We start from the raw sequence: 13,831 nt of genomic DNA, 5'->3' as shown, positions 1-13,831 counted from the left end.
CGTAACGGTCTATAGTGAGCCACGCAATTGACACAATCCCGCTGTTTTGCAGGGGGAGCCAGCTGGATCGCAGAGGAGACTGGAGCGATGAAAACCGATGACGTGATCGTCAGCTTTCGCGGCGTGCGCAAGACCTACGACGGCGAAACGCTGGTCGTCAAACAGCTCGATCTGGACATCTATCAGGGCGAATTCCTGACGCTGCTCGGACCGTCGGGTTCAGGCAAAACCACTTGCCTGATGATGCTGGCGGGTTTCGAATTTCCCACCGGCGGCGAGATCTGGCTCGACGGCACGTTGCTCAATACGGTGCCGCCGCATAAGCGCAACATCGGCATGGTGTTTCAGAACTACGCGCTGTTTCCGCACCTCACCGTCGAGCAGAACGTCGCGTATCCGTTGACCGTGCGCAAGGTTTCGGCGCAGGAGCGTGCGGAACGCACAAATAACGCGCTGAAAATGGTGCGCATGGAGAGCTTCGCGAAGCGCTATCCGGCGCAGTTGTCGGGCGGCCAGCAGCAGCGTATCGCGCTCGCCCGTGCCCTGGTGTTCGAACCGAAGCTCGTGCTGATGGACGAACCGCTCGGCGCGCTGGACAAACAGTTGCGCGAACACATGCAGTACGAGCTCAAGTCATTGCACGAGAAGCTCGGCGTCACCTTCGTGTACGTCACGCACGATCAAGGTGAAGCGCTGACCATGTCCGATCGCGTCGCCGTGTTCGATAAAGGCATCGTGCAGCAACTCGATACCGTGGATCGTCTGTACGAATCGCCGTGCAACGAGTTCGTCGCCAACTTTATCGGCGACAGCAACAAGTTGCGCGGCACGATCGCGAATGTCGACGGCGAGTTCTGCGAGTTTCATCTGAGCGACGGTACGCGTCTCACCGGCCGCAATATCGGCGGCGCGCGAGCGGGTGCGTCGGCGGTCGCGTGTATCCGGCCCGAGCGCATGAAGCTGGCCAATGGCACGCCGAACGGTGAGTGGCGCGCCGGCGCCAACGCGCTAAGCGGCGAAGCGCGCGGGCTGATCTATTTCGGCGACCACGTGCGGATGCGCTGCGGTTTGCCGCAGCAGGACGAATGTTTCGTGAAGGTGCCGCTCGGCACGGCGGCGCTCGATACCTTTGCACCTGGCGCACCGGTCGCACTGGAGTTCGCACCGGAGCACCTGCGGGTTTTTGCCGAAGCTTAAAGACGTTGAGCGTATTGAATGTAGTGAACACGCCGGGCGTGCAATGCGCCCTACGTGCGTAGGTCTTCCCAGCAGCACATAACAAAACCGCGTCGTACACAGATTTGAAGCACATCACCCAAGGAGAGCAACACACCATGAGCAAGATCGTGAAATCGCGCTGCGCCATCGCTGTCGGTGCTGTCGCGCTCGCGCTGGGCGCCGCGCAAGTCAATGCCGCCGAACTGACGGTCGTCAACTTTGGCGGCGCGAATGGCGACGCGCAGAAGGCGGCGTTCAACCAGCCGTTCGAAACGCAGACCAGCAACAAAGTGACCGCCGTCGAATACAACGGCGAGCAGGCCAAAGTGAAGGCCATGGTCGAAGCCAAGCATGTGAATTGGGACGTGGTGGAAGTCGAATCGGGCGACATCGGCCGTGGCTGCGATGAAGGCCTGTACGAGAAGCTCGACTGGTCGAAGCTCGGCAAGAAGTCGGATCTGATTCCCGAAGCGCCGCAAACGTGCGGCGTCGGCTTTTTCGTGTGGTCCACGGCGCTCGCGTATAACGCCGACAAGCTGAAAACCGCGCCGACCGGCTGGGCCGACTTCTGGGACGTGAAGAAATTCCCGGGCAAACGCGCAATGCGCAAGGGCGCGCGCTACAACCTCGAATTCGCGCTGATGGCCGACGGCGTGCCGCCGAAAGACGTCTACAAGGTGCTCGCCACGAAGGAAGGCCAGGACCGTGCATTCAAGAAGCTCGACGAGTTGAAGCCGAATATTCAATGGTGGGAAGCAGGCGCGCAGCCGCCGCAATTCCTCGTGGCGGGCGACGTGGTGATGTCCACCGCGTACAACGGCCGGATCGACGCCGCGCAGCGCGAAGGCAAGAACCTCAAGGTGGTCTGGAACGGCAGCATCTACGACCTCGACTATTGGGCGATTCCGAAGGGCACGCCGAACAAAGCGCTGGCCGAGAAGTACATTGCTTATTCGATCTCGTCGAAGCCGCAGCAGGACTACGCGCATAACATCGCCTATGGTCCGGTGAATGTGACGGCCATCAAGGCGCTCGACGCGAAGACGCTCGCCAATCTGCCGAACTCGCCGGCCAACGGCAAGAACGCCGTGCTGCAGAACCTCGCGTTCTGGACCGATCATGGCGATGAACTGGAGCAGCGGTTCTCGTCGTGGGCTTCGAAGTAAAAACCAGTTGGATATGAGAAGGCGCGGCTCGATGGATGCAGGGCCGCGCCGTATCGATGCAATGAAACGTTCGCGCAAATCGGCTAGAGGTGCGCGAACGGCTAGACGGAGACAGGTGTGACTACGATGACGATCGCCGCCGATTCGACGCCTGAAGCAAGTGGCCGACTCAAGCGTGAACTGAAGGCCGCGGAATCGAAAAAGCGGGCCATGGCCCTGCTGTTGATCGCGCCGCTCGCCATTTTCCTGCTGCTGATTTTTGTCGTGCCGATTGGCGCGTTGTTGACGCGCGCGGCACAAAATCCGGAAGTGGTCGGCGCGCTGCCGCATACGCTGCATGCGCTGAGCGCGTGGGACCGCAAAACGCCGCCGCCGGACGCTGCCTATGCGGCACTGGCTACCGATCTCACCGCCGTCGCGGACGGCGACGGCATGGGCGCGCTCGCACGCCGCCTCAACGTGGAGATTCCCGGTTATCGTTCGCTGGTCGCCAAGTCCGCGCGTGCCATGCCGTTTGTCGACGACAACAACAAGCCGCTGCAACTGACGCCTGCTCAGGTCCACGCGAAATTCGTCGAACTGGACGAACGTTGGAACGACGTCACGTATTGGCAAGCCATTGCAAAGAACTCGGGCGCGTATTCGGCGTTCTACCTGCTCGCTTCGCTAGACCATAAACAGGACGCGTTCGGTCATATCATCCCGACCGATCCCGATCAGCAAATCTACCTCGCCGTGTTCAGCCGCACCTTCGTGATCGGCGCGGCCGTCACGTTATTCGCGCTGCTGCTCGGTTATCCGCTCGCGTACTGGATTTCGACGCTGTCCGAGCGGCGCGCGAATCTGGTGATGATTCTCGTGCTGATTCCATTCTGGACCTCGATTCTCGTACGCGTGGCGGCATGGATCGTGATTCTGCAAAGCGAGGGGCTAGTGAATAAAGCGCTGATCGCAACCGGCCTGATTCACGATCCGCTCGCGCTGCTGTTCAACCGCACCGGCGTCTACATTTCGATGACGCACATTCTGCTGCCGTTCATGATCCTGCCGCTGTACAGCGTGATGAAATCGATCCCGCCCACGTATCAGCGCGCGGCAGTGTCGCTCGGCAGCCATCCGTTCGCCGCGTTCTGGCGCGTCTATGTGCCGCAGACGTATCCGGGCATCGGCGCGGGCGCCTTGCTGGTGTTCATTCTCGCGATCGGCTATTACATCACGCCGGCTTTGCTCGGGGGACCGGGCGATCAGATGGTCAGCTACTACGTCGCGTACTTCACCAACGTGACGATCAACTGGGGCATGGCGTGCGCGCTCGGCGGTCTGCTGCTCGCCGCAACGCTCGTGCTGTACGTGATTTATGGACGCTTCACGCGTTCGTCATTGAGCCTTGGCTGAACGGAGTCTATTGCGATGAAACTTGCCAAGCCTTTGTTCGCGCCGCATACGTCGATGGTGGAACGCGTGTGGTATTTCGCGCTGCGCGCGTTGGCCGTGCTGACGCTGCTATATCTCATCCTGCCGGTATTGGCCATCGTGCCGTTGTCGTTTTCGTCGAGCACATTTCTGGTGTATCCGATCCCGGGCTGGTCGCTGCGCTGGTATCAGAACCTGCTGGCATCCGATGAATGGCGCACGGCCGCCAAAAACAGTTTCATCGTGGCGCCGTCGGCGACGGTGGTCGCGACGGTACTCGGCACCCTGGCGGCGATCGGCCTGACCAAAGCGAATTTCCGCGGCAAAGGGCTGCTGATGGCCATACTGATCTCGCCGATGATCGTGCCCGTGGTAGTGGTCGGCGTCGGCATGTACCTGTTCTTTGCGCCGCTCGGGTTGGCCAACACCTATATCGGGCTGATTCTTGCGCACGCGTCGCTCGGCGTGCCCTTTGTCGTCACGACGGTTGCGGCCACGTTGCAGGGATTCAATTACAACCTGGTGCGCGCCAGTTTGTCGCTGGGTGCGAATCCGGTGAAGACGTTTTTTCGCGTTACGTTGCCGGTGATCGCGCCGGGCGTGATCTCGGGTGCGTTGTTCGCGTTCGCGACATCGTTCGATGAAGTCGTCGTCACACTATTCCTTGCCGGCGCGGATCAGACCACGTTGCCGCGCCAGATGTTCACCGGCATTCGCGAGAACATCAGCCCAACCATTGCAGCGCTGGCAACGATTCTGATCGTGTTTTCGACGGGTCTTCTGTTGGCGCTCGAATGGTTGCGAGGCCGCAATGCCGCACGTGCGGTCAAAGCATGAGGCGCATGAGCGACATCGCCGCATGAGATATTTAAGGTTCCTTACATTCTGCAAAGTTCCGAACCGTTTCTAAGATTGTTCCCATTCCCCGTGTGTCTGCGTCTGTTCATACTCTGAGCCCTCTTCAGGAAGATGCGCTCGACGCAGACAGTCAATGAAATTCCAGCTAACAATGCTTGTCTGCGCGCTGGCCTTAACGGGCTGCGCGGACCATGCTGCGCGTGAGCGACTGGGTATCGAAGACACGTCAGTGTTGAGAACGGGCATTGGCGCCACGCAGGACGAACCTGCGGGTGCGGCCAACTCGCAATGGATCAACGCCTACGCGCCGATCGCGAACAGTCGCACCGCGATGGTGTCGTTGCGGGAGCGCCTCGATCGGGTGCCCGGTAACAGCAACGGCTACTTTCATGCGAAGGCGCAATGCTGGCTGGACGCCGCTCAGCAGGCGCGAGAAACGCACGACCAATGGGGTTTCGTCGAAGAGGCGATCGGCCAGGCCGCAACGATCACGATCGGCGTTGAGCACGGCACACCGTTATCCGCCGCGAATCCAGCGTTGCGCACCGTGTCCACGGTACGCCCTGATTTGTGGGCAATTGTTAACGCGATCAAGGCAGATCCAGCGCTTGCTCAATGTCCGCAAGCCCAGCCGCCGCTCGCCTGCGCCGAGGTCGAACTGATGCAGGCAGGGCATGACGCATGGATACGCAGTTTCGCCCATGCTGAGAAGCGCTTGCCTGAAGTCGAAGACAACCTGCGTAAATCGGCGGAAACGGCGGTGCGATGCAAGCAGGCCACGTTGGTATCTGCACCCGCATCGGCTTCATCGTCAAAAGCGCCGCAAACCATCACGCTGCGGACGGATTCGCTGTTCCGTTTCAACGAAGCCTCGATAACGCCGGATGGTCAGCGTCAACTCGATGGTGTGGTGAGCGCACTTGGAAGCGCTCCGGCCGTCCGCGGATTGCAGGTCACCGGCTATGCAGACCGTCTTGGCGCCGCCGCTCACAACGCGTGGTTGTCCACGCAACGTGCTCAAACCGTCGAACGATATCTGCGTGCGCATGGCGTGACATTGCCGATTACCGCGCGTGGTCGAGGCAGTGCCAATCAGCGGGTTGAATGCCATCAGAGCAAGCGGGACGCGTTGGTGCAGTGTCTCGCGCCAAACCGTCGTGTCGAGATAGCGCTGGTGGGCGCGGCGTCCTAGCGCACTCTTCTGTCGAGCATATCTCTGTGCGAAACAGGGTCGCCAACCTGAAGCGCGGGATGTTTTACTCGCGACGCGATAGCCGCCACTCGCGTGTTTCGGGGCGGTAGCACTCACTGATCCTCTGTCTTCCATGCTCGGAACAAGCGAAAGCGCCGCACGAATCAATGCATCGTCAGATCCTGTGATGTCAACGATACGTGCGGCAAAGGATTCTCAAAAAGGAAAATCAATCATGTCAACGATTCTGGTTATCGACGATCATCCGGCATTCCGAATGGTCATCAAAATGCAGCTTATGCAATTACTCGGTATCGAAGAAGTCATCGAAGCCGACAATGGACAAACCGCTGTCGAGCTTGCGCGGCAATACACACCGAAACTTGCCATATTAGACCTCGACATTCCGCGCATCAGCGGGCTCGATGTGATTCCGCGTCTGAAGCTTGCGCATCCGGCGATTCGTGTGCTGGTTTTGTCTGGACACGATCCGGCTATTTTCGCGCCGCGCGCGATGCGTTCCGGTGTTCACGGCTTCGTCGGCAAGTCGCAGGAAATGAAGGAAATACTGCGCGGCGTGGAGGCGGTATTGGCGGGCTACTCGGTTTTCCCGGTGAATGCCAACGGCTCCGGCATTGCGCCTGCCGTCTTCATGGGTGGCGAGGAAGACCGGATCGGTCTGCTGTCGGACAAGGAACTGGTGATTCTTCAAATGCTCGCAAAAGGGCTGTCGAATAAGGCGATCGGCGACGCGTTATTCATGAGCGACAAAACCGTCAGCACGTACAAGAGCCGCATTCAGGAAAAACTCGGGCTCTCATCTTTGGCGGCACTCGTTGAGTTCGCTTCGTTGCACAGACTGATCGATTGAGTTTCGCTGCTATGAATAAGATGAGCCCGTCGCATTCTTTTGCGAGCGTGCATGGTCGTACGCGGTGGCTGGTTCGCCATGTTTCAGCGGGTCATGCTTGCCCTGTTGGGTTGGCTTCGATCCGTCTCGCGTCGGTATTGGGGTGTCTCTGCGCATTTGCCTTGCTGTGGATGCTGTCGATGCGCGCGAACGCGCTACCGTTGGGCGACAACACGGCGAACGCCGTGCAGATCGATACGATACGGTATGGCGTCCATGACGTGGCAAGTCAGCGATCGTGGATATTGATGCTCGCGGCGCTGATTGTCGCCGCCCTCGCTGGGGCCGGTCTATTCCGGCTCGCGCAGCGGCGTACTGCCCAGCAGGCAAACAACGCTACCCGTCAACTGCGTACTCCTCGCCAACTAGCCACGCCGGGCCACCGTGCGAGCTTGACCGCGCCGTTCACCGTCGAGTCATGGAGCGAGCAGTCGGGGTTGGCTCACGCCGATCCGCAAACGCCAGGTTATTTCAACGCGGCGGTCGGGGAGGACCTCTCGGGGAACACGTCTTTTGAACCCTTCGAAGCACGTTATCTTCATGCGCTGTCTGAAGAGGGTATCGATCTCCAGGCGTTTCTGGCGGGCTGGCGCCGTGCAATGAATGAAGACCTCGCGCACCTCAGTGCGCTGCGTCGCGACGGCGACTCAGATCGTTTGCGCAGCGTGCTGCACCGGTTGAGCGGGGCGGTGGGCCTTGTCGGCGCGTGTAGTTTGATGGAAGCGTTGCGGCACACGAGTGCCGCGCCTCCGGCGTATAACGCCAGTTCCATCGACGTGCTGACAACCCGCGTGAGGACGTTGGTCATGCAACTCGACACAATGGCCGTCGCCCATCGGAGCACCCCGCGATGAACCGACCTTGGGCCTTGATTCAAGGCGATCTGGCGTTGCCGAATGCGCAACTACTCAGCGGATTGCCGGCGCCTTTCGGTGTACGGACAACCCTACACCAAGAACCGGCATCAGCGGTACCTGATAAGGCGCAACAAGCCATTCGGGACGCGGCTCACCCCCGATTGCCTGCAACACATCGCAACCCCGCCGCGCCGGAGCCGAAGTTTGTCTTTTCCTACAAGTTGCCGCCGCAGCGCGATCATTCGGGACGTTTCGATGCGCAGTTGGCCGAAGCGCGACGTTACCTTGAAATGGGCAAGGTGCGACCGCGCTCGTCCCGCTCGGACCATGTAGTAGGAGCGACGATTTTTCTGAGTTGCGGCATTGCACTGGCTTGGCTGCTGTCGACCTGTGCAACGCGCGACGCCAACAAGTCAGCGACTGTAGCGGCCAGCGCGGCAACACGCTCCGTCGTGCCATCGCAAGGCGGCCCAGGCGTGGCTTCGCCGAAAGCGCGTGCCGAAGCTCGTTCGGCAGACGTGCTCACGGCGCGTCCGCAAACGTCAGGCGCGTCAGTGACTACCACGCCTGATGCAGACCGGCATCGAGCGAGCAACGCGTCACCTGCCGTCGGCAAGGCGCCGAAAATCGCGCTCAAAGCTGAGCCAGCACGAATGTCGCCCTCCGTCGGGGCGCACCCGGTCACGCACGTTTCTCGCCTCGGTCTCGAAACGAAACTCCGTGCCCAATCTGCCCAACCCGCCCGGCGTGTGGCCATGGCGCGCCTGACCCGCGCGCAAGTGGACGCGCGCGTTGCTGTGACCCGCGCGGTTCCTTCGGCTACCAGACCGGCCGTATCGCGTCAGGCCGAATGGACCGAGCAGGCCTCGTCCATCCGCGACACCGCCGAGCGTGCTGCACTACTCGACTGGGCGGCGCGACAGCGGCGCGCGAATGTCACGTTGCGCGCCACGGGACTTGCACCCGGCGAGACCGGGAGCGACTGGAATGCCCGCATGACGCAGCGCCGGATCACCGATAACCCCGGCGCCTTCCACGCCGAGGGCGCCCAGCCGTAACGGCGTGCCGAAAGAAACCGCGCATAAAATCCGCGCATAAAAAAAGCCCGACCAACGGTCGGGCTTCTAAAGTCGGCTGCGCTCTTCCACAGAACGCAGCCCCTGCAAAACAGCATGGCTGTTTGCGTTGCCACTACACAGCTAAACAGCAGCCTAAACGGTCTGCTTAAGCCGCCAGCAGCGAACGCAGCACGAACGGCAGAATCCCGCCGTGCTTGTAGTAGTCGACTTCGATCGGCGTGTCGATACGCAGCAGTACCTGGACGCGCTTTTCCTTGCCGTCCTTGCCGCGAATCACCAGCGTCACTTCCTGTTGCGGCTTGAAGTCCGAACCCAGGCCTTCGATGTCGTACGTTTCTTCGCCGGTAATGCCGAGCGATTGCACGCTATCCGAGCCCTTGAACTGCAGCGGCAGAACGCCCATGCCGACCAGGTTCGAACGGTGAATCCGCTCGAAGCTGCGTGCGACCACAGCCTTCACGCCCAGCAGTTGTGTACCCTTGGCCGCCCAGTCACGCGACGAGCCCGTGCCGTACTCTTCGCCCGCGAACACGATGGTCGGCGTGCCGGCGTCGATGTACTTCATGGCTGCGTCGTAGATCGATTCCTGTTCGCCGCTCGGCTGATGAATCGTCAGGCCGCCTTCCACACGCGTGCCGTCTGCCTTCGCCGGGATCATCAGGTTCTTGATCCGGACGTTCGCGAACGTGCCGCGCATCATCACGTCGTGGTTGCCGCGGCGCGAGCCGTAGCTGTTGAAGTCGGCCTTCTGCACGCCGTTTGCCTTCAGCCACTTGCCTGCCGGCGAGTCTTCCTTGATCGAGCCAGCCGGGCTGATGTGGTCGGTCGTGACCGAGTCACCGAAGATGCCCAGTGCGCGCGCGTCCTTGACCGCGGCGATGCTGTCGGCCGGCGTCATCGAGAAGTCCTTGCCGAAGAACGGCGGCTCAGCGATGTAGGTCGACTTCGGCCAGTCGTAGACTTGACCTTCTTCTCCTTCGATCTTGCTCCACAGGTCCCCCTTCTTGGTCAGCGACGAGTAGTTCTTGCGGAACGCGTCGGCGTCGAGTGCGAACTTGAGCAGGTCGTTGACTTCTTCGCTGGTCGGCCAGATGTCGCCCAGGTAGATGTCCTTGCCGCCCTTGCCCTTGCCGACCGGTTCCGTCATCAGGTCGCGCGTGATGTTGCCGGCGATCGCATAAGCGACGACCAGCGGCGGCGAGGCCAGGAAGTTGGCACGGATGTTCGGGTGAATCCGCGCTTCGAAGTTACGGTTGCCCGACAGCACCGCAGCCGCGACGATGTCGTTCTTCGTGATCGCTTCGTTCAGTTCCGGCGTCAGGTCGCCCGCGTTACCGATACAGGTCGTGCAACCGTAAGCGGCCAGCGTGAAGCCCAGCTTGTCGAGGTACTTCAGCAGGTCGGTCTTCGTCAGGTACTCGGTGACGATACGCGAGCCCGGTGCGAGCGACGTCTTGATGTGCGGCGCGACCGTCAGACCCGCTTCGACCGCCTTCTTCGCCAGCAAGCCAGCGGCCAGCAGCACGCTCGGGTTCGACGTGTTCGTGCACGACGTGATCGCGGCGATCAGGATGTCGCCGTTCTTCACGTCGACGCCGTTGGTCGTGGTGTATTGCGCGTCCAGATCGGCTTCTTTCTTCGCAAAGCCGTTTTCCGCCACCGGCTTCGAGAACAGGTCGCTGAAGGTCGACTTCACGTGACCGATTTCGATACGGTCTTGCGGGCGCTTCGGACCTGCCAGCGACGGCGTCACCGTGCCGAGATCCAGCGTGACGACCTTCGTGTAGTCGATCTGGCCAGCCTTCGGAATACCGAACAGGCCTTGTGCCTTGAAGTAGTTTTCGAAGGCGGAGATTTCCGCGTCCGTGCGGCCCGTGCCCTTGAAGTAGTCGATGGTTTTTTCGTCGACCGGGAAGAAGCCCATGGTTGCGCCGTATTCCGGCGCCATGTTGCCGATCGTTGCCCGATCCGGCAGCGACAGCGACTTCGTGCCTTCGCCGAAGAACTCGACGAACTTGCCGACCACCTTTTCTTTACGCAGCAGTTCGGTCACGGTCAGGACCAGATCGGTCGCCGTCAGACCTTCGCGCAGCTTGCCCTTCAGTTCGACGCCAACCACGTCCGGCGTCAGGAAGTACACCGGCTGGCCGAGCATGCCGGCTTCGGCTTCGATACCGCCCACGCCCCAGCCCACCACGCCAATACCGTTGATCATGGTGGTGTGGCTGTCGGTACCGACCAGCGAATCCGGGTAGTACACCGTATCCGTGCCTTCAGCCTTCTTGTGCACGCCGCGTGCGAGGTATTCCAGGTTCACCTGGTGAACGATACCGACGCCCGGCGGCACGACCTTGAACGTGTCGAATGCCTGCATGCCCCACTTCATGAACTGGTAGCGCTCGTTATTGCGCTGGAATTCCAGTTTCATGTTCAGATCGAGCGCGTTCTTTTCGCGGAAGTGATCGATCTGCACCGAGTGATCGACGACCAGATCGACCGGGACCAGCGGCTCGATCGACTTCGGATCCTTGCCCATGTGCTTGGCGACACCGCGCATGGCAGCGATGTCGGCGAGCAGCGGCACGCCGGTAAAGTCTTGCAGCACCACGCGCGACACGACGAACGGGATTTCGTCGACGCGCGATGCGGTCGGCTTCCAGTTGGCCAGTTGCGTGATGTGTTCTTCGGCGATCTTCTTGCCGTCGTAGTTACGCAGCACCGATTCCAGCACGATACGGATCGAAACCGGCAGGCGGTCGATCTTGATGTTCAGTGCCTTGCCGAGTTGCGGCAGGGAGTAGAACTTGCCTTTGCCGGAACCGCTGTCGAATTCCTTGAGCGTTTTGTGGAGGTTGTGGGCCATGGTGTTTTCCTTGGTTTGATCGCGGAACTACAGTACTTATTAACTTGACTAGATGACGTACAGATCGACGTACTCATTGACCGGCATGGCTTCGAGCCGTGCCTGATCCAGCGACACGTCGAGAATCGCCAGTTGTTGCCTGACCGGAAAGCGGCGCGCGAGGTTGGTCTTGAACTTCTCGACCAGCAACGGAATCCCGTCTTCGCGACGACGCTTGTGACCGATCGGGTATTCGACCACGACTTCGTCGAATGACGACCCGTCGTTGAATTCGATCGTCAGTGCATTGGCGATCGAACGCTTCTCCGGATCGTGGTAATCCTTCGTGAACTGCGCGTCTTCGACACAAGCCATCTTGGCGCGCAGCACATCGATTCGCGCGTCCTGCGCGATCGAATCTTCATAGTCCGCGGCCGTCAGGCGACCGTGGATCAGCGGCACGGCGATCATGTACTGAATGCAATGATCGCGGTCGGCCGGGTTATTCAGTGGGCCCTTCTTGTCGATGATGCGCAACGCGGCTTCATGCGTGCGAATCGTGATCCGGCTGATGTCTTCGATGCGTTTGCCGTGCGCCACCAGTTGCGCATGCAACGTCATCGCCGCTTCCACCGCAGTCTGCGCATGGAATTCTGCCGGAAAAGAAATCTTGAAGAGCACGTTTTCCATCACGTACGAAGCGTACGGTCGCTGAAACTTGAACGCGTTGCCTTTGAACAGGACGTCGTAAAAGCCCCACGTCGGCGCCGTCAGCACCGACGGATAGCCCATCTCGCCGGTCCTCGCGATCAGCGCGAGGCGTACCGCGCGCGAGGTCGCGTCGCCGGCGGCCCACGATTTGCGCGAACCCGTATTCGGCGCATGGCGGTAAGTGCGCAGCGCCTGTCCATCGACCAGCGCCAGCGACACTGCATTGATCAGCTCGTCGCGCGAGAGGCCGAGCAGTTGCCCGACCACCGCCGTGGACGCCAGCTTGACCAGTAGGACATGATCGAGCCCGACCTTGTTGAAGGAGTTTTCGAGCGCGATACAGCCTTGAATTTCGTGCGCCTTGATCATGGCGATCAACACGTCTTTCATTGCCAGCGGCGGCTTGCCCGCTGCAATGGCGCTGCGCGACAGCCAGTCGGCCGTTGCCAGAATGCCGCCGAGGTTATCCGACGGATGCCCCCATTCGGCGGCCAGCCAGGTGTCGTTGAAGTCCAGCCAGCGGATCATGGCGCCGATGTTGAAGGCGGCCTGAACCGGATCCAGCTGGAACGACGTGCCCGGCACCTTGGCGCCGTTGGGGACGATCGTGCCCGGCACGATCGGTCCCATCAGCTTGGTGCAGGCCGGGTAGGTGAGCGCCTCGAGTCCGCAGCCGAGCGTGTCGATCAGACAGTGACGCGCGGTTTCCAGCGCGAGCGCGCTGTCGATCGGATAGTCCAGAACGTAATCGACGATATCGACCAGTACCTGGTCTGGGTCGGGTCGTACGTTGGAAATCGGAGCGGACATCGGGGAGCGTTCCTGACGACTTTGTTTAGTTCGAGTTGTTGATCGCGTTCGATTGCGTCGGCGCCGGTGCACCCTGGATCATGGCTGCCGTCTTGCATTCGTCGGCCAGACGCGAGCTGTCCTTATCCGAGAACAGCATGGCCTTCGTCGGGATCACGACCAGATCCATACCCGATGCGGCGTCGTGGAAACGGTCCGCGCCCGTGGTGGTCGCTTCGCGCGGCAGGTTGTAGTTCTTGTTCGCCCAGTGAACCGTGACGATCTGATCACGCTTCATGTCGCCCTTCAGTTCGAAAGCCAGACCTTCGTTGCACGACCACTTTTCCGCGCCGTCCGGTACCGGATCGACCTTCGCTTCCTTGGCCGGATTGACCTTGCGCTTGATCAGGCGCTTCGGTTGCGGGCGCTTTGCCACCGCTTTCTTGGCGGTCGTGGTGGTGGTCGTGGTCGTCGTTTGCGCGGCGGCGTCCGTCGCGACGGTCAGCATCGTCGTGGACAGTGCGCCAATCACGGCGGCGATCATCAGCTTTTTCATGGAGAAAACCTTTCTATCTAATTTCATTCAGTTGAACAGTGCGCGGGCTGCCGGTCCAGGCGACCGCGTCGGTGGAACTGCACGCGCCTTAAAAACGCACAGCGGCCGCTATTTTCTCCTATTTAGCGGCAGGTACTTCAAATTCTCCGGTCCGGTGTAATTCGCGCTCGGGCGGATGATCTTGTTGTCGATCCGCTGCTCGATGATGTGCGCGCTCCAGCCGGCCGTGCGGGCAATCAC

Annotated in this window: 12 protein-coding genes; 8 read left to right on the top strand and 4 right to left on the bottom strand. The window is 60.7% G+C overall.

Annotated features, from left to right (window positions below; all coding sequences use genetic code 11):
- Nucleotides 1-87: 87 nt before the first annotated feature.
- From B0G83_RS29650 to B0G83_RS39270, 8 genes are all read left to right on the top strand, one after another.
- A complete protein-coding gene (locus B0G83_RS29650; RefSeq protein WP_105510947.1) occupies nt 88-1,197 on the top strand; it encodes an ABC transporter ATP-binding protein in 1,110 nt (369 codons plus the stop codon).
- Between the two features lie 137 nt (nt 1,198-1,334).
- Complete coding sequence (locus tag B0G83_RS29645) at nt 1,335-2,384, top strand: ABC transporter substrate-binding protein (protein WP_105510946.1); 1,050 nt, start codon at nt 1,335-1,337, stop codon at nt 2,382-2,384.
- A gap of 117 nt (nt 2,385-2,501) precedes the next feature.
- Nucleotides 2,502-3,779, top strand: coding sequence for an ABC transporter permease (locus tag B0G83_RS29640; protein WP_374954954.1), 1,278 nt, complete (start codon nt 2,502-2,504; stop codon nt 3,777-3,779).
- 15 nt (nt 3,780-3,794) lie between these two features.
- Nucleotides 3,795-4,634: an ABC transporter permease gene (locus B0G83_RS29635; RefSeq protein ID WP_105510944.1), complete on the top strand. Its 840-nt coding sequence runs from the start codon at nt 3,795-3,797 to the stop codon at nt 4,632-4,634.
- Nucleotides 4,635-4,788: 154 nt separating this feature from the next.
- Nucleotides 4,789-5,847: an OmpA family protein gene (locus B0G83_RS29630; protein WP_105510943.1), complete on the top strand. Its 1,059-nt coding sequence runs from the start codon at nt 4,789-4,791 to the stop codon at nt 5,845-5,847.
- Nucleotides 5,848-6,082: 235 nt separating this feature from the next.
- Nucleotides 6,083-6,718 (top strand): response regulator transcription factor, encoded by a 636-nt coding sequence (locus B0G83_RS29625; protein ID WP_105510942.1) that lies wholly within the window; start codon nt 6,083-6,085, stop codon nt 6,716-6,718.
- A gap of 224 nt (nt 6,719-6,942) precedes the next feature.
- Nucleotides 6,943-7,611 carry a hypothetical protein gene (locus tag B0G83_RS29620; RefSeq protein ID WP_146120314.1) on the top strand — a complete coding sequence of 223 codons (669 nt, stop codon included), beginning with the start codon at nt 6,943-6,945 and terminating at the stop codon, nt 7,609-7,611.
- Nucleotides 7,612-8,369: 758 nt separating this feature from the next.
- The gene (locus tag B0G83_RS39270) at nt 8,370-8,672 is read left to right on the top strand and encodes a hypothetical protein (RefSeq protein ID WP_258168381.1); all 303 of its coding nucleotides are present in this window, start codon (nt 8,370-8,372) and stop codon (nt 8,670-8,672) included.
- A 166-nt stretch (nt 8,673-8,838) separates the two neighbouring features.
- Here the strand turns inward: B0G83_RS39270 and acnA are convergent, their stop codons facing one another.
- From acnA to B0G83_RS29595, 4 genes are all read right to left on the bottom strand, one after another.
- Nucleotides 8,839-11,556 (bottom strand): aconitate hydratase AcnA, encoded by a 2,718-nt coding sequence (acnA, locus tag B0G83_RS29610; protein WP_105510939.1) that lies wholly within the window; start codon nt 11,554-11,556, stop codon nt 8,839-8,841.
- 48 nt (nt 11,557-11,604) lie between these two features.
- Nucleotides 11,605-13,056, bottom strand: a complete 1,452-nt coding sequence (locus tag B0G83_RS29605; RefSeq protein WP_105510938.1) for a bifunctional 2-methylcitrate dehydratase/aconitate hydratase — start codon at nt 13,054-13,056, stop codon at nt 11,605-11,607.
- A gap of 25 nt (nt 13,057-13,081) precedes the next feature.
- On the bottom strand, nt 13,082-13,591 hold the full coding sequence (locus tag B0G83_RS29600) for a hypothetical protein (protein ID WP_105510937.1): 510 nt from the start codon (nt 13,589-13,591) through the stop codon (nt 13,082-13,084).
- Between the two features lie 108 nt (nt 13,592-13,699).
- On the bottom strand, nt 13,700-13,831 hold a 132-nt coding region (locus tag B0G83_RS29595; RefSeq protein WP_308701498.1), incomplete at its 5' end, for a citrate/2-methylcitrate synthase.

The sequence above is a fragment of the Paraburkholderia sp. BL21I4N1 genome (assembly GCF_002973525.1).
GTDB lineage: Bacteria > Pseudomonadota > Gammaproteobacteria > Burkholderiales > Burkholderiaceae > Paraburkholderia.
The sequence above is the reverse complement of the archived record's forward strand: the minus strand, read 5'-3'. Positions and strand labels throughout refer to the sequence as shown.

Coding starts and splice junctions, on each gene's coding strand:
- B0G83_RS29650 (WP_105510947.1), top strand. CDS start 88: ATGAAAACCGATGACGTGATCGTCAGCTTTCGCGGCGTGCGCAAGACC.
- B0G83_RS29645 (WP_105510946.1), top strand. CDS start 1,335: ATGAGCAAGATCGTGAAATCGCGCTGCGCCATCGCTGTCGGTGCTGTC.
- B0G83_RS29635 (WP_105510944.1), top strand. CDS start 3,795: ATGAAACTTGCCAAGCCTTTGTTCGCGCCGCATACGTCGATGGTGGAA.
- B0G83_RS29630 (WP_105510943.1), top strand. CDS start 4,789: ATGAAATTCCAGCTAACAATGCTTGTCTGCGCGCTGGCCTTAACGGGC.
- B0G83_RS29625 (WP_105510942.1), top strand. CDS start 6,083: ATGTCAACGATTCTGGTTATCGACGATCATCCGGCATTCCGAATGGTC.
- B0G83_RS39270 (WP_258168381.1), top strand. CDS start 8,370: ATGGCGCGCCTGACCCGCGCGCAAGTGGACGCGCGCGTTGCTGTGACC.
- acnA (WP_105510939.1), bottom strand. CDS start 11,556: ATGGCCCACAACCTCCACAAAACGCTCAAGGAATTCGACAGCGGTTCC.
- B0G83_RS29605 (WP_105510938.1), bottom strand. CDS start 13,056: ATGTCCGCTCCGATTTCCAACGTACGACCCGACCCAGACCAGGTACTG.
- B0G83_RS29600 (WP_105510937.1), bottom strand. CDS start 13,591: ATGAAAAAGCTGATGATCGCCGCCGTGATTGGCGCACTGTCCACGACG.